Here is an 18,478-nt window from a genome sequence, read left to right as displayed (position 1 = left end):
GCGCCCAGTCTACGGAAGCCGCCGCGGACCGGTGCCGCGGGCGGGGGCCGGACGTGCGGACGTCCGGGCGGCCCGTGGGAAGGGGCCGCCCCGGACGCCCGCAGGTCAGGCCGAAGGGAGGCGGTCGAGCTGCTCCTTGAGGCGCGCGATGTCCTCCTCGGCCTTCGCCTTGCGCACGCGGATCTTCTCCACGACCGGCTCGGGTGCCTTGGCGAGGAAGGCGTCGTTGCCGAGCTTGCCCGTCGTCTGCTGGAGCTCCTTCTCGGCCGCGGCGAGGTCCTTGGCAAGCCGCTTGCGCTCGGCCTCGACGTCGATCGCGCCCGAGAGGTCGAGGGCGACGACCGCGCCCTCGACCGGGAGCGACGCCGTCTCGCGGAAGCCGTCGTCGGGCCGCTGGAGGCGCAGGAGTTGGCGGATCGCCTCCTCGTGCGCGGCGAGCGGGGAGCCCTCGGCGTCCGGTACGAGCCGGGCCGGGACCCGCTGGCCCGGCTGGAGCCCCTGGTCGGCGCGGAAGCGGCGGACCTCGGTGACCGCCCGCTGGACCGCGGCGATCTCCGCCTCCGCCGCGGCGTCCCGGAAGCCGGGGTCCTTCGGCCACTCCGCGACGACGAGGGACTCGCCGCCGGTGAGCGTCGTCCAGAGCGCCTCGGTGACGAAGGGGACCACGGGATGGAGCAGCCGCAGGGTGGTGTCGAGGACCTCGCCGAGGACGCGGCGCGAGACCTCGGCCGGACGTCCGCCCGCGGCGAAGGTGGACTTCGAGAGCTCGACGTACCAGTCGAAGACCTCGTCCCAGGCGAAGTGGCGCAGGGTGTCCGAGAGGCGCGCGAACTCGAAGCCGTCGTAGTGCGCGTCGACTTCGGCGACGACGGCGCCGAGGCGGGAGAGAATCCAGCGGTCGGCCGCCGACATCTCGGCGGACTCGGGGAGCGGCCCCTCCACGGTGGCGCCGTTGAGAAGCGCGAAGCGGGTGGCGTTCCAGATCTTGTTGGCGAAGTTCCGGGACGCCTTGACCCAGTCCTCGCCGATCGGGACGTCGGTGCCGGGGTTGGCGCCGCTGGCGAGGGTGAAGCGGAGGGCGTCGGAACCGTAGGCGTCCATCCAGTCGAGCGGGTCGACGACGTTGCCGAAGGACTTCGACATCTTCTTGCCGTGCTCGTCCCGGACGAGGCCGGTGAGGACGACGGTGCGGAACGGCGGGACGCCGTCCCTGGCATAGAGGCCGAACATCATCATCCTCGCCACCCAGAAGAAGATGATGTCGTAGCCGGTGAGCAGGACGTCGGTGGAGTAGAACTTCTCGAGGTCCGGGGTCTCCTCGGGCCAGCCGAGGGTGGAGAAGGGCCACAGGCCGGAGGAGAACCAGGTGTCGAGGACGTCCGGGTCCTGGTGCCAGCCTTCGCCGCTCGGGGGCTCCTCGTCGGGGCCGAGGCAGCGGGTCTCGCCGTCCGGGCCGTACCAGACGGGGATGCGGTGGCCCCACCAGAGCTGGCGCGAGATGCACCAGTCGTGCATGTTGTCGACCCAGTCGAAGTACCGCGAGGACAGCTCGGGCGGGTGGATGGCGACCCGGCCGTCGCGCACCGCGTCGCCCGAAGCCTGCGCCAGCGGGCCGACCTTGACCCACCACTGCATGGAGAGCCGCGGCTCGATCGTGGTCTTGCACCGCGAGCAGTGCCCGACGCTGTGGACGTAGGGCCGCTTCTCCGAGACGATCCGACCCTGTTCGCGCAGGGCGGCGACGATGGCGGAACGCGCCTCGAAGCGGTCGAGGCCCTCGAAGGGACCGTGGACCGTGAGGGTGCCGCGCTCGTCCATCATCTGGAGCGCGGGGAGGTCGTGGCGGCGGCCGATCTCGAAGTCGTTCGGGTCGTGCGCGGGGGTGACCTTGACGGCGCCGGTGCCGAACTCCGGGTCGACGTGCTCGTCGGCGACGACGGGGATGGAGCGGTCGGTGAGCGGCAGCTTGATCTCGCGGCCGACGAGGTGCGCGTACCGCTCGTCCTCGGGATGGACGGCGATGGCGGTGTCGCCGAGCATCGTCTCGGCACGGGTGGTGGCGACGACGACCGACTCCTCGCCCTCGCCGTAGCGGACGGAGACGAGTTCGCCGTCGTCGTCCTGGTACTCGACCTCGATGTCGGAGATGGCGGTGAGGCAGCGCGGGCACCAGTTGATGATGCGCTCGGCGCGGTAGATGAGGCCGTCGTCGTACATCCGCTTGAAGACGGTCTGCACGGCGCGCGAGAGGCCCTCGTCCATGGTGAAGCGCTCGCGGGACCAGTCGACGCCGTCGCCGAGGCGGCGCATCTGGCCGAGGATCTTGCCGCCGTACTCCTCCTTCCACTGCCAGACGCGGTCGACGAACTCCTCACGCCCCAGGTCCTGGCGGGACTTGCCCTCCTCGGCGAGCTGCTGCTCGACCTTGTTCTGGGTGGCGATACCCGCGTGGTCCATGCCGGGGAGCCAGAGCGACTCGTACCCCTGCATGCGCTTGCGGCGGGTGAGGGCGTCCATGAGCGTGTGCTGGAAGGCGTGGCCCAGGTGGAGGGAGCCCGTGACGTTCGGCGGGGGGATGACGATCGTGTAGGGAGGCTTCTCGCTCTTGGCGTGGGCCTCGAAGTAGCCCCGCTCTACCCAGCGCTCGTACAGCTCCTCCTCTACCTCGGCCGGCACGTACTGCGTCGGCAGGTCTGCAGGGGCTGCTGAGTGGGGGCCGCGGTGCTCCGGGGCCTGCTGGGTGTTCTCGGTCACGGGCGCCAGTGTACGGGCGGGGATGTCGCAGTCTCGAATCGGTTTCCCTCCCGGGGAAGCACTTGTCAGTGCCGTCGTAGAAGATGTTCTCCAGCGCGTTCGAGGCGAGCCAAGCGGAGGGGAAGCGCCGTATGAGCAGCAACCAGCCCGGTCCCTACGGGCAGCAGCCGGGACAGCCCGGCGGCCAGGGGCCGTACCAGCCGGGACCGTACGGCCAGCCGCAGCCGGGGCCCAACCCCTATGCGCAGGGCGACGGTTCGGTCCAGCCCGGTTACGGCCAGCAGCCTCCGCAGCCGCCGGGCCGGCCCGGGGTGCCGCCCCAGCAGGGATACGGGTATCCGGGGCAGCCGGGTCCGTACGGGCAGCAGCCGCCCGGCCAGCCGCCGTACGGTCCGCCGCAGCAGCCGGGGATGCCCGTCCCGCCGCAGGGCGGGAAGAAGAAGGGGAAGATGATCGCGATCGTCGTCGGCGCGCTCGCCGTCGTCGGTGCGGTGGTCGCCGGGTTCCTCGTCGTCAACGGGGGCACGGGCGACGGGGACGAAATCGCGGACGACGGCAAGCAGTACAAGCTCACGACACCGCAGACCGTCGCGGACGACTACCAGCGGAGCCCCAACTCCTCGGGCGACGGCGGCGTGAAGCCGAAGGACGCCGACAAGTTCGAGGAGTTCGGCGTCAAGGACCCGGAGTCGGTCGGCGCCGAGTACGCGACCGGCACGGAACAGACCGCGACGCAGCTCCAGTTCGGCGGCGTCTGGGGCGAGATCGAAGACCCGCAGCGGGTGCTCGACCTCGCCTTCGGGCTGATGGCGCAGGAGTCGGCGAAGCAGGCGGACCGTGCGGGGGGCGACGCCAAGGTCGACCTGGAGGGCGAACCGGAGAAGCAGCAGCCCGAAAGCCTCGGTGACGACGCGGTGATGCAGTGCCAGAGCATCAAGGTCACCGCGCCCGAGGGCGCCGGCGCCAAGGTGGACAGCGTAAGCGTTCCGCTCTGCATGTGGGCCGACCACAGCACCGTCGCGCTCGTCACCACCATCGATCCGGCTGCCGCGCTCACCGGCCAGGCGACGCCGCTCGACGAGGCGGCGGAGACGGCCGCGAAGGTGCGCAAGGACACCCGCGTCGAGGTGGGCTGACCGGCCGACCTGCGGGCGCGTGGCGTGAGTTGTCCTGGCCCAGGACAAAGGGACAGCGTTCCGGGGGGGGCGGGCCGCCGCCCGCGGGCGGTGTGCGCACGAGTGCTGACGGCTCCGCCAAGTGTTGCGGTACGCGGCTCACTTCGGGTGTACTGCCCGAACGCCCCCGGGGGATCTCGGCTTTCGAGCGAGAGGGCGGCTCGGACCGCAGGCAGCAGCTTTGTCAGCGGAGTGTCTCCGTCCGGGAACGGAGTCGGTGCTCGGGGGTGCGGTCGGGAGCCGGTCCGCCAGGATGGCCCCGCCTGTTCACGTACACGCCTGCAAGGGGGAGCACCCGATCATGAGCACCAACCAGCCCGGCCCGTACGGCGGCCAGCCGCAGCAGCCCGGATACGGATACCCGCAGCAGCCGGGGCAACCGGGCGGAGTGCCGCCCCAGCAGGGGTACGGATACCCGCAGCAGCCGGGGCAGCCCGGGCAGCCGGGGCATTACGGGGAGCAGGGTCAGCCCGGGCAGCCGGGTCCCTACGGGCAGCCGGGCCAGCCCGGTCCCTACGGTCAGCAGGGACAGCCCGGTCCCTACGGTCAACAGCCGCCCGGACAGCCGCCGTACGGCCCGCCGCAGCAGCCGGGGATGCCCGTCCCGCCGCAGGGCGGGGGCGGCAAGGGGAAGACGATCGGCATCGTCGTCGGCGCCGTGGTCGTCGTCGCCGCGGTCGTGGGCGGGCTCTTCGCCACCGGTGTCGTCGGCGGCGACGGCGCCTCGTACAAGCTGGAGCCGCCGCAGAAGCTCGCCGGCGAGTACGACCGCCAGGGCGACGTGAAGCGCGGCGAGACGGGCGAGTTGAAGAGCGGCAGCGGCAAGACCAAGAAGATCCCCGACCTCGACGCGGACGGCGACGTCTCGGCGCAGTACTCCTCGGGGCAGAAGAAGGTGCAGCTCGCCGGCGCGTTCGGCGCGCTCTCCGACCCGGAGACGTCCCTCGACTTCCTCATCGAGGAGCAGACGAAGTCCGTCTCCAAGCTCGGCGTCAAGCCCGAGGACTCGGAGTGGAAGGAGAAGAGCCCCTCCGGTTTCGACGGGGATCTCCTCAAGTGCACCAAGTTCACCGGTGCGAGCGGCAGGATGCAGATGTCCGTGTGCGCCTGGGCCGACTCCAGCACCATCGGAACGGTCTTGTACACGGAGCAGAAGGGCATGTCCGCCGACGCGCTCTCCGAGGACGAGATGGCCGACCTCGCCGCCAAGGCGTGGCAGGAGTCGCGCGTCGAGAAGTGACGCGCAGCAGGAGCGGTCCGCCGCGACCGAACCGCCTTCCGGGGTGGGGAGGTCGCGGCGGGCCGCTCCGCCGCGAGGAAGCGGGCGCCGGTCAGCCGCCGGCCCGGGCGCCCGGACGGCGCTCGGTCCGCGGGACGTCCTTGGCCGGGAGCGCCTGCGTGGCGATCACCGCGGCCTGCACCCGGCGCTCCACGCCGAGCTTGGCGAGGAGCCGCGAGATGTGGTTCTTGACCGTCTTCTCCGCCAGGTAGAGGCGGGCGCCTATCTCCCGGTTGGTGAGACCGTCGCCGATGAGCTGGAGGATCTCCCGCTCGCGCTCGGTGAGTCCGGGCAGCGTCTCCTCCTCGGCGGTCCCGCCGCCCCTGAGCCGCTCCATCAGCCGCGTCGTCGCCCCCGGGTCGAGCATCGACTGCCCCGAGGCGAGCGTGCGGACGGCGGTGACGAGGTCGGTGCCGCTGATCTGCTTGAGCACGTAGCCGGATGCGCCGGCCATGATGGCGTCGAGGAGCGCCTCCTCCTCGTCGAACGAGGTGAGCATCAGACAGGCCAACTGGGGGCAGCGCGAACGGAGTTGACGGCAGACCTGGACGCCGTCGCCGTCGGGCAGCCGCACGTCGAGGACGGCGACGTCGGGGCGGAGCGCGGGGACGCGGACGAGGGCCTCGTCGGCAGTGGCCGCCTCACCGACGACGGTGAGTCCGTCCTCGGCCTCCAGCAGGTCGCGGACGCCGCGGCGCACCACCTCGTGGTCGTCGAGGAGGAAGACGCCGACGGACCCTTCCCCGTCCGGCCGCTGCCGGGGCTGCTCGTGCTGGGCCGACATCGCTGGCCTCCTGCCTGGTACGTCGAGTGCGTACCGCCATTCTCCTCGCGCGTTCCGGAGGTCGACAGGGCCGTTGGGCCCGGTCGAGGAGGCCGGGTGGCAGGTCAGCCGAAGCGGAGCCCGGTGAGGTAGTCGATGCTGATGCGGACGACCTGGTCCATCCGGCCGCCGACCCACGGGTGCAGCATCTCGCGGTAGCGCCGCTGCGCCGCGCGGTCCCCCACCAGCTTCGCGACGCCCGTGACCGTCACGCTCCAGCCGCGGCGACGCACCAGGTCGACCTCGTCGGCCTGGTAGGCGACGACCGCGCCGTCCTGTGCCGAGCCGAGGAGCGCGGCGCCGGCGTGGGTGCGGATCACCACGTCCTCGTCGACGACGACGTGGTTCACCAACCGGACGGCGGGCAGGGCCTGGTGGCTGAAGAGGACGCGCCCGATCGGCACGCTGTCCAGCAGCGCGAGGGCCTCGGGCCGGGGCAGCTCGCTGGGGGACGGCTTCCGTACGAGGCCGGACTGCGGGGCTTTCCACCGGCCGGTGGTCTCGGTCATCGGTCTCACTCCCCATCGACGCCGCTGCGTGCGGCCGCTCGCGTGGCAGGTGCGCAGGACGCGGACCTTCGGTACGGCGGGCCCGGAGGCCGTGCGAGGGCGGTGGCGGCGCCACGGCGCCTGCCCGGCGGTCGTCCTCCCTCCAGTCAATGCCGGGCGCCGTGGTGCGGCCAGGGCCCAAGGTCCCGAGCCGACGTCCTCCCGACGCCGCACGCGCCGGGGACGTGCCGCCGGGCCGGCGGACGGGTGGAGCACGGGGGCTCGCGGCGTGGGCCGTCTCGGTCGCGGACTCGGGGGACGGTCCCGGTCCGGGTTCGGGAGAGTCGCCGCAATCGCGAACCGGGGAAGCCGCCTGAGCCACGAGCCCGGAGGAACCGCCTCAGTCACGGCGCAAGGAAAGCCGTCTCAGCCGCGAACCCGGACCGCCGTCTCAGTCGCGTACCCCGGGAAGCGAAACCGCGCGGCGTGCGTACCGCGGCCAGTGGACGTCGACGCGCACCCTGTGCGCCCGTGCGTAGGCGACGAGGTGCGCCGTGGCGTCCCGCCCGTCGCTGTGGGAGCCGTCCCAGACGGCCACGAGCCGGGCGCAGTTGCGGACGAGGCCCTCGTCGGCCGCGATGCACTCGGCGCGGTCGTGCGGGTCGTAGGAGAGGGGACGGGCGAAGGCCGCGAGCATCAGCAACTCGCCGGCGGCGACGGCGTCCTGGCCGGCGAGCCCCGCCGGACGGCCGCCGAGCCACGGCAGCGCGACGACGACGGGCAGCCCCACCCGCCGCGCCGCCCGCGCCGCGAGCAGCGGCAACCCCGCACCCGCCCGCACGACGGCCCCCGCGCACTCCCCCGCCGATTCCCTGAGCAGCACCGGCAGCTCCCGCGCGAGCCGCCGCAGCGTCCGCGCGGTGAGGTCCGTGTGCCCGACGACACCGATCACCCTGCGCCTCCTCGTACCGCCACGCGAGCGCCTCCGTCCCCGGGCCGTGTCGAGTACAGGCCACGGAAAGCCGTGCGAAAGGGCCGTTGGGCCCGGAGGGGCGGCCCGGAGGCGACGGTACCCAACCGGGGCCGCATCACCGTTCCACGGGCATCGGCCGACGGAGTTCAGCGGCCCCGCGGACGCCTGCCCGACGCCGGTGCGCCGGCCCCGGCGGTGGCGGGGGACGGCGTGCCGGGCCGTTCGGCACGGGCGATCCGGGCGACGGCACGGGCCGCACACCTGCGCGAGACCAGGTACGGCCGCACCAGGACCTCACTCGCACTCATCGGTCTCCCTCCGCTTCCTCGCTCCCGGACGGCGTCCGTACGCGCCCGGCCCCCGTCTCGACGCGCACGACCGTAACCCGCTTCGGCAGCCCGGACGTTGGGCCTCCCGGCCCGTTTCCTCGGCTGATGCGCCCGCCTCCCCCGCCACAGGCGTGGCGCCGCATGGCCGAGCCCTCGCGGCCCAACGGCTGAGCCACCTCTGCCGGTTCACCCGTCGGCCGACCGGTCCCGCAATCCGACGCACGCGTCCAGCGCCACGCGGCCAGGCGCAGGGACGGAAAGGCGCCGCAGCCGTGGACGTACACCCGACATTCGTGAGAACGGCTCCGTCCGCGAAGAGCCCGCACCTTCCCGGCCCTCCGGCCAACCGCCCCTCGCACCCCGCGCGTTGCCCCCGAGCCGACGCACCGCCCCACAAGCACGCGCCCGACCAGTGCCACGGAACGGGAGACGCACCCCTCCACCAGGGCATCCGTCCTCCCGGCGCCGGCGCCCCCGTCGGCCTAATCGCCTTCCGCGGACGGCCCGGCGCCTGCGCCCGGGCACGGAACGCACCATGGCCACCGCACGGACAGCTCCGTCACCGGCACGCACCCTCACGGCCCCGGATCTCGACGCAGCTGACCAACCACGCCCACCGGCCCACGAGTTGCCCGGGCACGACGGCCGACGCACCGTCCCAGCCACGCACCCGACCAAGGCACCGCTGCCCAGGACCCGCCGGCAGCCCCTCAGTCGGGCAGCAACCGTTCCGCGAACACCCGGGCGCGCGGAGGCGGTTCGGCCACGGCTCCCTCGACGGCCGTGACGAGCACCGGAGACCCGCAGACGCAGAGGCCGGGGGACGGTGCCGGAGTGCGCGAGTGCCGCTTCGACGCCGTCGGCCCGGATGGTGGCCGGGCAGGCGCAGCGGCCTCTTCCCCGCGCTGCACGTCGCGTTTCCCGAGCACGTCGACGGGCTCGTCGGCGAGCACCGGCGGATCGAGGCCGTGCGCGACGAGGCACGTAACGGCACCCGCACGGACCCGGGTCGGCCCCGCCGCGTACTCGCGCGCTGCCCCGCGAGCACGCCCTCAACGGCAGGACGGTCTCTCTCCCGCCGCCCTCACCACCCTCGACGCCGCGGACCGGGAGGGCGCCGAGGCCGTACGCGCCGACGTCGGCTCCGCCGTCACCGGACGGCGCCTCGCCGGCTGACCCGCGCCCTCCCCCGCCGGGGCCCCTCCGTACCCCGGTCGACGCGCCCGCTACGGTGATGCCGGTGGCTCTCGGAGCCCGGTGCAGCGCCCCGGCGGACGGAGGAGGACGGGTGACGACGGTCGGCGGGGAGGAGCCTCGATTGCAGGCGCCGCACCTGCGGCAGCTACGCATGGACCAGCTCCTCGACGAACTCCAGACGCGCATCGACTCGGCGCGCGGCACCCGTGACCGGGTCCACAGCCTGTTGGAGGCGGTGCTGAGCGTCGGCCGCCAACTCGATCTCGCGCAGGTGCTGCGCGAGATCACCGAGGCCGCCGCGCACCTCGTCGACGCGCGGTACGCGGCCCTCGGCGTGATAGGCCCGGACGGCGAGAGGCTCTCCCAGTTCCTCACCTTCGGCCTCGACGACGAGCAGACGGCGCGGATCGGCCACCCCCCGGAGGGCCACGGCATCCTCGGCGAACTCATCCGCCACCCCGAGCCGTTGCGCCTCACCGAGCTGGGCGACCACCCGTCGAGCTACGGCTTCCCGCCCGACCACCCGCCGATGCACACCTTCCTCGGCGTCCCGATCAGGGTGCGCGACGAGGTCTTCGGCAACCTCTACCTCACCGACAAAAAGGAGGGCGCCGACTTCGACGAGGACGACGAGGCGGTCCTCACGACGCTCTCCGTCGCCGCCGGCGTCGCCGTCGACAACGCCCGCCTCTACGAGGCGTCCCAGCGCCAGCAGCGGTGGACACAGGCGAGCGCCGAGATCACCCGCAGCCTGCTCTCCGGCAGCACCCGTGCCCAGGTCCTCGAACTCATCGCGGACCGGGCACGGGAGATCCTCGGCGCCGACCTCGCCGACGTCTCCGTCCGGGTACCGGAGCGCGAGGAACTCGTCGTCGAACTCGCCACGGGCGCGGGCGCCGACGAGCGGCACGGGAGCGCCGTCCCGCTCGACGGGACGCTCCCCGGGCACGCCTACCGCACGGGCGAGCCTTCGACCTGCGTCGACCTCGCGCGTGACGCGACCCCGTACGCCGCCGAGGGGTTCGGGCCCGCCGTCGCCGTGCCGCTCGGCATCGAGTCGGGCGAGACGCCCGGGTCGGTCAAGGGAGTGCTGCTCCTCGCACGCCGCTCGGGCGCGCCCGCGCTCACGCGGGAGGAGACGAGCCCGCTCGGCGGCTTCGCCGGGCAGGCGGCGCTCGCCCTGGAACTCGCCGAACGCCGCAGGGACGCCGAGCAGTTGGCGCTTCTCGAGGACCGCGACCGGATCGCGCGGGACCTCCACGACCTCGCGATCCAGCGCCTCTTCGCCACGGGCATGACCCTCCAGGGTGCCTCGCGCACGATCGAGGAGCCCGCAGCCGCCGAACGCGTCCTGCGGGCCGTCGGGGACCTCGACGAGACCATCAAGATCATCCGGTCCACGATCTTCGGGCTCCGCGCCGCCGAGCAGGAGGCGGGCCCTGGCCTGCGCTCGCGTGTGGTCCGCGCCGTCGAGGAGAGCGCCGCCGTGCTCGGCTTCCCGCCGCGGCTCAGCATGGAGGGCCTCCTCGACACCGACGTGCCGGCCGACGTGGCGCAGCACGTACTCGCCGCGCTCGGCGAGGCGTTGAGCAACGCGGCACGCCACGCGAAGGCGGGCCGGGTGGAGGTGGCCCTCCAGGCAGCCGCCGGCCGTGTGGTGCTCACGGTCAGCGACGACGGCGTGGGGATACCGGAGGACGGCCGGCGCAGCGGGTTGGAGAACCTGGCGGCTCGGGCCCGGAAGCTGGGCGGCTCCCTGGAGCTGGGACGGCCGGAGGGCGGCGGCAGCACCCTCGTGTGGACGGCGCGGACCGGCTGACGGGGGGCCGGCTTCACGTCCGCGCAGCTGGAGTTGACCGCGCCCGGCTGCCGTCGAAGCAGGGGTCCGGTGTGCCGCGCCGGGGACGACGAAGGCCCGGCCCCGCGACCGGGACCGGGCCTCGCGGGCCGAACTCGGCGCCGTTCAGGCGCTCTTCTCGTGCCGCTGCTGCTCACCGCCGCGCGCCCGGGGGACGAGCGTCGGGTTGACGTTGGAGTGGACGACCTCTTCGGTGATCACCACGCGCTCGACGTCCTTGCGCGAGGGGACCTCGTACATCACCGACTGGAGGACCTCCTCCAGGATCGCCCGGAGGCCGCGGGCGCCGGTGCCGCGGAGGATCGCCTGGTCGGCGATGGCCTCCAGTGCGGGCCTGTCGAAGTCCAGCTCCACTCCGTCGAGTTCGAAGAGGCGCTGGTACTGCTTGACGAGCGCGTTCCGCGGCTCCAGAAGGATCTGGAGGAGCGCCTCGCGGTCGAGGTTGTGGACGCTGGTGAGGACCGGGAGGCGGCCGATGAACTCCGGGATCATGCCGAACTTCACCAGGTCCTCCGGCATGACCTCCTCGAACTGGTTGGTGTCCTGGAGCTCGCGCTTCGAGCGGATGTCGGCACCGAAGCCGATGCCCTTCGCGCCCGCGCGCGACTCGATGATCTTCTCCAGACCGGCGAACGCCCCGCCCACGATGAACAGGACGTTGGTGGTGTCGATCTGGATGAACTCCTGGTGCGGGTGCTTCCGCCCGCCCTGGGGCGGCACCGAGGCGGTGGTCCCCTCCAGGATCTTCAGCAGGGCCTGCTGGACGCCCTCGCCCGAGACGTCACGCGTGATCGACGGGTTCTCGCTCTTCCGCGCGACCTTGTCGATCTCGTCGATGTAGATGATCCCCGTCTCGGCCTTCTTGACGTCGTAGTCGGCGGCCTGGATCAGCTTGAGCAGGATGTTCTCGACGTCCTCGCCGACGTATCCGGCCTCGGTGAGGGCGGTCGCGTCGGCGATGGCGAACGGGACGTTGAGCATCCGCGCGAGCGTCTGCGCGAGGAGGGTCTTGCCCGAGCCGGTGGGGCCGAGGAGCAGGATGTTGGACTTGGCGAGTTCGATGCCGTCGTCCTTGCCCTGCGGGCCGCCGTTCTCTCCGGCCTGCACGCGCTTGTAGTGGTTGTAGACGGCGACCGACAGCGCCTTCTTCGCCGCCTCCTGACCGACGACGTAGCCCTCGAGGAACTCGGAGATCTCACGGGGCTTGGGGAGTTCGTCCCAACCCGACTCGGAGGACTCGGCGAGCTCCTCCTCGATGATCTCGTTGCAGAGATCGATGCACTCGTCGCAGATGTACACACCTGGTCCCGCGATGAGCTTCTTCACCTGCTTCTGGCTCTTTCCGCAGAACGAGCACTTGAGCAGATCGCCGCCGTCACCGATGCGTGCCACGAGGAGCTTCCCCTTCGCCTGTAATCCGTCGCAGACGGACCGAGGTACATGCTCTTCGACGGTACCTTGCCGCACCGCCGTCATGGGCCCCCCTTGGCGACCTCGGTCCGGTTCAAACCGCTCGAATCGGCGCGATACGCAGGGTATCGAGACCGGATCGAAAGCCGCCTGGGCCGAACCGGGGCCGCCGCGGGGCGGACCCGACTGCTGTCTCAGACGCCCACCGAGGACTTGCGACTGGAGGTGATCTGATCCACCAGCCCGTACTCCAGGGCCTCCTCGGCGGTGAGGATCTTGTCCCGCTCGATGTCGTCCCTGATCGTCTCGATGTCCTTGGTGGAGTGCTGTGCCAGCATCTCCTCCAACTGCTCGCGCATCCGCTGGATCTCCTTCGCCGCGATCTCCAGGTCGGAGACCTGGCCGCGGCCGGTCTCGCTGTACGGCTGGTGGATCAGGATGCGGGCGTTGGGCAGCGCCATCCGCTTGCCGGGGGCGCCGGCCGCGAGCAGCACCGCGGCGGCCGAGGCCGCCTGGCCCATGCACACCGTCTGGATGTCCGGCTTCACGAACTGCATGGTGTCGTAGATCGCGGTGAGCGCGGTGAACGAGCCGCCGGGGCTGTTGATGTAGATCGAGATGTCCCGGTCGGGGTCGATCGACTCGAGGCAGAGGAGTTGCGCCATGACGTCGTTCGCCGAGGCGTCGTCGATCTGCACGCCGAGGAAGATCACGCGCTCCTCGAAGAGCTTCGCGTACGGGTCGTACTCGCGCACGCCCTGCGAGGTGCGCTCGACGAAGCGCGGGACGATGTAGCGGGACTCGGGGGCGATGCCCTCGAACTCGCCTGAGGGCCGGGTGTAGAGGCCGGAGCCCGGGAAGCCGGCGGGCGACGGGCCGGAGGTGTTGGTCATCGGGGCGTTCTCCTGGTGATGAGGTGGCTGCGGTCTTCGAACGGGGCCGATCGGTTCGACGGGCTCAGGCGCCCGTGCCGCCGCCACCGGGCAGCTGGGCGGCCGAACCGTAGACCTCATCGATGAGGCCGTACTCCTTGGCCTCCTGCGCCGTGAACCAGCGGTCCCGGTCGGCGTCGCGCGTCCACTGCTCCATGGTCTGGCCGGAGTGCTGGGCGGAGAGCTCGGCCATCTTCCGCTTGGTGCGCAGCAGTTGCTCGGCGTGGATCTTGATGTCCGTGGCCGAGCCCGCGAGTCCGGCCGACGGCTGGTGGATCAGGATGTCGGCGTTCGGGAGCGCGAAGCGCTTGCCCGGGGTGCCGGCCGTCAGCAGGAACTGGCCCATCGAGGCGGCGAGGCCCATCGCGATGGTCACCACGTCGTTCTTGATGTACTGCATGGTGTCGTAGATCGCCATGCCGGCCTGGATCGAGCCGCCGGGGCTGTTGATGTAAAGGAAGATGTCCTTGTCCGGGTCGGCGGCGAGCAGCAGAAGCTGCGCGGTGATCCGGTTGGCGATCTCATCGTCGACCGGCTGACCGAGGAAGATGATCCGCTCGTTGAGCAGTCGGTTGTAGACCTGGTCGCCGAGGCCACCACCGAAGTTGGGCTCAGCGGCGGCGGAAGGCATCGGAAGCGTCACGTGTCCACCTGCTCGTGTCCGGACGGCCGCCGACAGCGGTCCGTCACTGGGGTCTTCGTCTACTTGGGACCCTAACGCGCCGGTCGGGCAGCGCCATCCCGGTCCGCGAACTGTTCGCTGTGAGCGCAGGTCATAGGGGGCGGCGGGCGGTGCGGCCGCAGCGCTCCGCACCCGCTCGCCCTGCGCTCTCGCAGCGCACGGCGGACAGGGCCGCCGGCGACGCAGGGTCGCGATGCGGCAGACCGCCGGGAGCGCACGTACGCTCGCCGGCGGTCTGCCTGCGCGGCGCCCTCCGCGAGGGCGCCCGGGTCACTCGGACTTCTTCTCGGCCTGCTCGCCCTCGGACTTGGCGTCCTCGGCGGCCTCGACCGGGGTCTCCGCCTCGGTCGTCTCGGCGGCGACCGTCTCGGCGGTCTCGTCCTCGTCGTCGCTGAGGTCGACGACCTCGCCGTTGGTGTCCTTGACCGTGACGCCCTCGACGACCGACGCGAGCGCCTTGCCGCGGGCGACCTCGCCGACGAGCATCGGCACCTGGCCGCCCTCGACGACCGCCTGCGCGAACTGGTCGGGACTCATGCCGGAGGACTGCGCGCGGCGCATGAGGTGCTCGGTGAGCTCCTCCTGGCTGACGTTGAGCTTCTCGGTGCTGACGAGCTGGTCGAGGACGAACTGGGTCCGGATGCCCTTCTCCGCCTGCTCCTTGAGCTCTTCCTCGAACTCCTCCTCGGACTTGTCCTGCATCTTGAGGTAGCCCTCGAGGTCCAGACCGAGCTGTCCGAGCTGGTGGTTGACGAGCTGGTGCTTGCGCGACTCGATCTCGTCGGCGAGCAGCTTCTCCGGGATCGGCACCTCGACGAGCTCCAGCAGCGCGTCGAGGACCTTCTCCTGCGCCGCGGTGGCCTGGTCGTACTTCTTCTGCTGCTCCAGGCGCTTGCGGCTGTCCTCGCGGACCTCGTCCAGCGTGTCGAACTCGCTCGCCATCTGAGCGAACTCGTCGTCGAGCTCGGGGAGTTCGCGCTCGGAGACGGTCTCGACCCGGACCTCGATCTCCGCCTCGCGCCCGGCGGCCGAACCGCCCTTGAGCTCGGAGGTGAAGGTGGCGGTCTCGCCCGCGCTCAGGCCCGTGACGGCGTCGTCGATGCCGTCGAGCAGCTCGCCGGAGCCGATGGTGTAGTCGACGCCGTTGGCGACGCCGTCCTCCAGGGTCTCGCCGTCGACCTTCGCCGTGAGGTCGACCTTGACGACGTCGCCCTCGCCGGCGGCCCGCTCCACGACGGTGGTGGAGGCGAAGCGCTCACGGAGCTGCTCGACAGCCTGGTCGACGTCCTCGTCGGAGACCTCGACGGCGTCCACCTCGACCTCGACGGCCGAGTAGTCCGGGATCTCGATCTCGGGGCGGACGTCCACCTCGGCGGTGAAGGTGAGCTGCTCGTTGTCCTTCAGGTCGGTGATGTCGACCTCGGGCTGGCCCAGTACGTTGAGCTCGCCCTCCTCGACGGCGTCCTGGTAGAGCTTCGGGAGCGCCTCGTTGACCGCCTCTTCGAGGACGGCGCCGCGACCGAACCGCTGGTCGATGAGGCGCGCAGGGATCTTGCCCTTGCGGAAGCCAGGCACCGTGACCTGCTGGTTGATCTTCTTGTACGCCGCGTCGAGGCTGTCCTTGAGCTCCTCGAAGGGCACCTCGACAGTGAGCCGAACCCGGGTCGGGTTCAGGGTCTCCACGGCGCTCTTCACGGTCGGTCTCCTTGGGGCTGACTTCTGGGATTGATCTTGATGTTGCCCCGTGTGCCCGGGGCGACGTCGTTCCTCCCCGTGTGCACGGGGGATTCGACTGCTCCGTGTGCACGGGGCCCGTATGCGGGGCGCCCCCACAGTTCCGGGAGCGGGCCCGGGAGCCGCGGACACATCACAGGCATGCGCGTAGCCCATAGTACGTGGTCGGGGTGGCCGGATTCGAACCGACGACCTTCCGCTCCCAAAGCGGACGCGCTACCAAGCTGCGCCACACCCCGTTGGTGCGACACGTAGAGTACATGCCGTACGATGCAGTCCGTGTCGTATCCGGCGGGACCATCGGGCGCACGGCGCCGTCGACGTCCTGTGGCAGCAGTCGGCAGCACCGGTTGACCTCCCGGGCCGCCGCGGGGGCCACCCGCACCGGTCCCTGAAGATCCGGTAGTCTTCCGGCTGTTGCACACGGCACACGCACCACGTCGGTGAGCAGTCCCGAGGGGCGTCACCGACAACTGCCGTACCTGCGGGCGTAGCTCAATGGTAGAGCCCTGGTCTTCCAAACCAGCTACGCGGGTTCGATTCCCGTCGCCCGCTCTCGCAAGGCCCCGACCGTCCGCGGTCGGGGCCTTCGTCGTACGTGGGGGTCAGGGCGGCGCTCGGCCCGGACACCGGTGCGCGCAGCACGTGTTGTCCGTGCGCACCGGCGACCGACCATCAGAAGGAGATCTGATTGATGGTCTCCGCAATGGAGTTGAGGAAGCGGTTGATCGACGGGGCCATCCCCGTCGAGGCGAGGAAGAAGCCGAAGAGTATCGCCACGATCGCCGGCCCCGGCTTGATCGATTTCCCCCGGATCAGCACGACCAGGACTACCGCCAACAACACCACTACAGACAGTGAAATGGCCACAATTGCTCACACCCTCATGGTCGGCTCATGTCCGAAACACTTCTCCGGCCCGGGGGTCCGCCTGCGCCGCCACACCCCCGCGGCCCCCATCGTGCCACCAACCCGCTGCGTACAGCAGCCGGGTGACAGCCACTCAAGCCGACGCACGGCCCCCTGGACACCGAGCGGCTCGTGTGCACCACGCGCCACCCCCGACCGCGCACGCCGCGTAGTCGGCCCGCGCACCGGCGTCCGCACGCAACGCAACTCCTCGAACACGCACGGGATTCGGCTTGATCGTTCCGGTCGGACCGCACCGCGGAAAGCACGCCCCTCCTGTCCCTCTCCTCTCTCACCTGTCCCACACGCGGTCATCACACCGTCCGTGCACCGAATGCATCTCGCCGACACCCGGTGCCTTTAATGAAGTTCTCATCCGGCCGGGCCCGCGGCGCCGCCAAATCCGTACCGACGGACAGCGGTTGCCCGACGCGCGCGCCGGGACGGACGGGGCGCACCCCGTCAACACCCTGCACTTCCACGTGATTTGAGGCGGTACCTTCCCTCCGTGGAGCGCTCGGGAGCGCCCTCCGCAGAGGAATGTCATGATCGCTTACGACTCGGTTAAGAGGGGGAATACCCGGCGCAGAGGCGGGCAGGAGCCCGGGGACGAGAATTTACGTGCCCCAGGTTTGAGCGCTATGGTGCGGCAGATGTTGCACGCTGGTTATGAGCGGGCGCCGCTCCCCCCGGTCCGGCAGGACTCGTCGTCGACGACGCCCCCCGCGTCGGCCGAGGTGCCTGCGACGAAGAAGAAGCCAGCTGCCAAGCAGCGGGACCCCTTCCTCGACAACGCCAAGTACCTCACGATCGTGCTCGTCGGTATCGGGCACATCTGGGAACCGCTGCGTGCCGACAGCCGTGCGGCCGAGGGCCTCTACTTCGTGCTCTACGCCTTCCACATGCCGGCGTTCATCATCGTCTCCGGCTACCTCTCGCGGAGCTTCAACGGCTCGGCACGGCACATCAAGCGCCTCATCACGGGCGTCGCGGTGCCGTACCTCGCCATCCAGGTCATCTACACCTACTTCCAGCGCTGGGCCGGATCCAACCCGGACCGCGAATTCCACCTCCAGGAGCCGGGGTTCGCGCTCTGGTTCCTGATGGCGCTCTTCGTCTGGCGGATCACGACGCCGATCTGGAACAACCTGCGGTGGCCGCTCCCGGTCGCGCTGGCGATCGCCGTCGCCGCCTCGGCCACGCCGTCGATCGGCAACGACCTCAACCTGATGCGGGTCTTCCAGTACCTGCCGTTCTTCGTGCTCGGCCTCCAGCTCAAGCCGGAGCACTTCGAGTTGGTGAAGCGCCGGTCGCTGCGGCTCGCGGCGCTGCCGATCTGGGCCTGCGTCCTGGTCTTCGCCTACTGGGCCGTGCCGCGGATGTCGAAGACCTGGTTCCTCCACAACAAGGCAGCCGCAGACATGGGCGTCCCCTCCTGGGTCGGCGCCGTGATGTATCTCGCACTCTTCGGCTGTGCCCTCGTCCTCACGGTCTGCTTCCTCGCCCTGGTGCCGCAGCGGCACACCTGGTTCACCGCGCTCGGCGCCGGCACCCTCTACGCGTACCTGCTGCACATCTTCCCGATCCAGCTCTCGCGCCAGTTCGACTGGTACGACATGGCCTGGGTCGACCACCCGCTGAGCCGGGTGGCGATCACGGTGATGGCCGCCGTGATGATGACGGTGCTGTGCACACCGCCCGTGGTGAAGTGCTTCAAGTGGCTCATCGAGCCGAAGATGGAGTGGTTCTTCAAGCACGACGCGGCAGCCGAAGCCCGCAAGCGCCAGGCCCAGGCCGCGCCGCAGCAGGCGCCCCAGCCCGCCCCCGTCGGCCGGCAGGCCGGGGGCGACGCGGGCGGCCGGCCCGCCGAGTCCGGTGCGGCAGGAGGCTCCTCGTCCGCGAGCGGGCGCGGCGCGCACGGGGGCTGAGGCACCG

The 18,478-nt window shown here is 71.3% G+C and carries 13 protein-coding genes and 2 tRNA genes; 5 read left to right on the top strand and 10 right to left on the bottom strand.

Features of this window, described 5'->3' with window-relative positions; genetic code table 11:
* Positions 1 to 105 precede the first annotated feature (105 nt).
* Complete coding sequence (locus UWG_RS0118885; protein WP_016908771.1) at positions 106 to 2,754, bottom strand: valine--tRNA ligase; 2,649 nt, start codon at positions 2,752 to 2,754, stop codon at positions 106 to 108.
* Between the two features lie 131 nt (positions 2,755 to 2,885).
* Between UWG_RS0118885 and UWG_RS33110 the strand changes: the two genes are divergently transcribed.
* Together UWG_RS33110 and UWG_RS0118875 are read left to right on the top strand one after the other, a co-directional pair.
* Positions 2,886 to 3,890 carry a hypothetical protein gene (locus UWG_RS33110; protein WP_029391575.1) on the top strand — a complete coding sequence of 335 codons (1,005 nt, stop codon included), beginning with the start codon at positions 2,886 to 2,888 and terminating at the stop codon, positions 3,888 to 3,890.
* A gap of 340 nt (positions 3,891 to 4,230) precedes the next feature.
* Positions 4,231 to 5,169, top strand: a complete 939-nt coding sequence (locus UWG_RS0118875; RefSeq protein WP_237720157.1) for a hypothetical protein — start codon at positions 4,231 to 4,233, stop codon at positions 5,167 to 5,169.
* Between the two features lie 91 nt (positions 5,170 to 5,260).
* Here UWG_RS0118875 and UWG_RS0118870 read toward each other — a convergent pair whose 3' ends face one another.
* The 3 genes from UWG_RS0118870 to UWG_RS0118860 form a co-directional block, all read right to left on the bottom strand.
* Positions 5,261 to 5,992, bottom strand: a complete 732-nt coding sequence (locus UWG_RS0118870; protein ID WP_016908768.1) for a response regulator — start codon at positions 5,990 to 5,992, stop codon at positions 5,261 to 5,263.
* Positions 5,993 to 6,096: 104 nt separating this feature from the next.
* Entirely contained in the window at positions 6,097 to 6,540 is a 444-nt protein-coding gene (locus UWG_RS0118865; RefSeq protein ID WP_016908767.1) for a pyridoxamine 5'-phosphate oxidase family protein, read from the bottom strand.
* A 430-nt stretch (positions 6,541 to 6,970) separates the two neighbouring features.
* Entirely contained in the window at positions 6,971 to 7,471 is a 501-nt protein-coding gene (locus tag UWG_RS0118860) for a hypothetical protein (RefSeq protein ID WP_016908766.1), read from the bottom strand.
* 1,698 nt (positions 7,472 to 9,169) lie between these two features.
* Here UWG_RS0118860 and UWG_RS0118850 point away from each other — a divergent pair.
* Positions 9,170 to 10,837, top strand: a complete 1,668-nt coding sequence (locus UWG_RS0118850; RefSeq protein ID WP_050988613.1) for a sensor histidine kinase — start codon at positions 9,170 to 9,172, stop codon at positions 10,835 to 10,837.
* A gap of 144 nt (positions 10,838 to 10,981) precedes the next feature.
* Here UWG_RS0118850 and clpX read toward each other — a convergent pair whose 3' ends face one another.
* From clpX to UWG_RS0118825, 5 genes are all read right to left on the bottom strand, one after another.
* Positions 10,982 to 12,268 carry an ATP-dependent Clp protease ATP-binding subunit ClpX gene (gene clpX, locus UWG_RS0118845; protein WP_016908763.1) on the bottom strand — a complete coding sequence of 429 codons (1,287 nt, stop codon included), beginning with the start codon at positions 12,266 to 12,268 and terminating at the stop codon, positions 10,982 to 10,984.
* A 212-nt stretch (positions 12,269 to 12,480) separates the two neighbouring features.
* Positions 12,481 to 13,179 carry an ATP-dependent Clp protease proteolytic subunit gene (locus UWG_RS0118840; protein ID WP_016908762.1) on the bottom strand — a complete coding sequence of 233 codons (699 nt, stop codon included), beginning with the start codon at positions 13,177 to 13,179 and terminating at the stop codon, positions 12,481 to 12,483.
* A 64-nt stretch (positions 13,180 to 13,243) separates the two neighbouring features.
* Positions 13,244 to 13,849 (bottom strand): ATP-dependent Clp protease proteolytic subunit, encoded by a 606-nt coding sequence (locus UWG_RS0118835; protein WP_086022515.1) that lies wholly within the window; start codon positions 13,847 to 13,849, stop codon positions 13,244 to 13,246.
* A gap of 321 nt (positions 13,850 to 14,170) precedes the next feature.
* Positions 14,171 to 15,595, bottom strand: coding sequence for a trigger factor (tig, locus tag UWG_RS0118830; protein WP_016908760.1), 1,425 nt, complete (start codon positions 15,593 to 15,595; stop codon positions 14,171 to 14,173).
* Between the two features lie 201 nt (positions 15,596 to 15,796).
* Positions 15,797 to 15,873, bottom strand: a tRNA-Pro gene (locus UWG_RS0118825).
* 245 nt (positions 15,874 to 16,118) lie between these two features.
* On the opposite strand from UWG_RS0118825, the gene UWG_RS0118820 reads away from it, so the two are divergent.
* Positions 16,119 to 16,189 (top strand) — tRNA-Gly (locus UWG_RS0118820).
* Between the two features lie 120 nt (positions 16,190 to 16,309).
* On the opposite strand, the gene UWG_RS0118815 is transcribed toward UWG_RS0118820, so the two are convergent.
* The gene (locus UWG_RS0118815) at positions 16,310 to 16,504 is read right to left on the bottom strand and encodes a hypothetical protein (protein WP_026328646.1); all 195 of its coding nucleotides are present in this window, start codon (positions 16,502 to 16,504) and stop codon (positions 16,310 to 16,312) included.
* Positions 16,505 to 17,184: 680 nt separating this feature from the next.
* Here UWG_RS0118815 and UWG_RS0118810 point away from each other — a divergent pair.
* Positions 17,185 to 18,471 carry an acyltransferase family protein gene (locus UWG_RS0118810; protein ID WP_016908758.1) on the top strand — a complete coding sequence of 429 codons (1,287 nt, stop codon included), beginning with the start codon at positions 17,185 to 17,187 and terminating at the stop codon, positions 18,469 to 18,471.
* Positions 18,472 to 18,478 lie beyond the last annotated feature (7 nt).

It is taken from the genome of Streptomyces xiaopingdaonensis, assembly GCF_000262345.1.
Classification (GTDB): domain Bacteria; phylum Actinomycetota; class Actinomycetes; order Streptomycetales; family Streptomycetaceae; genus Streptomyces; species Streptomyces xiaopingdaonensis.
This window is presented reverse-complemented; position numbering and strand designations above follow the sequence as displayed.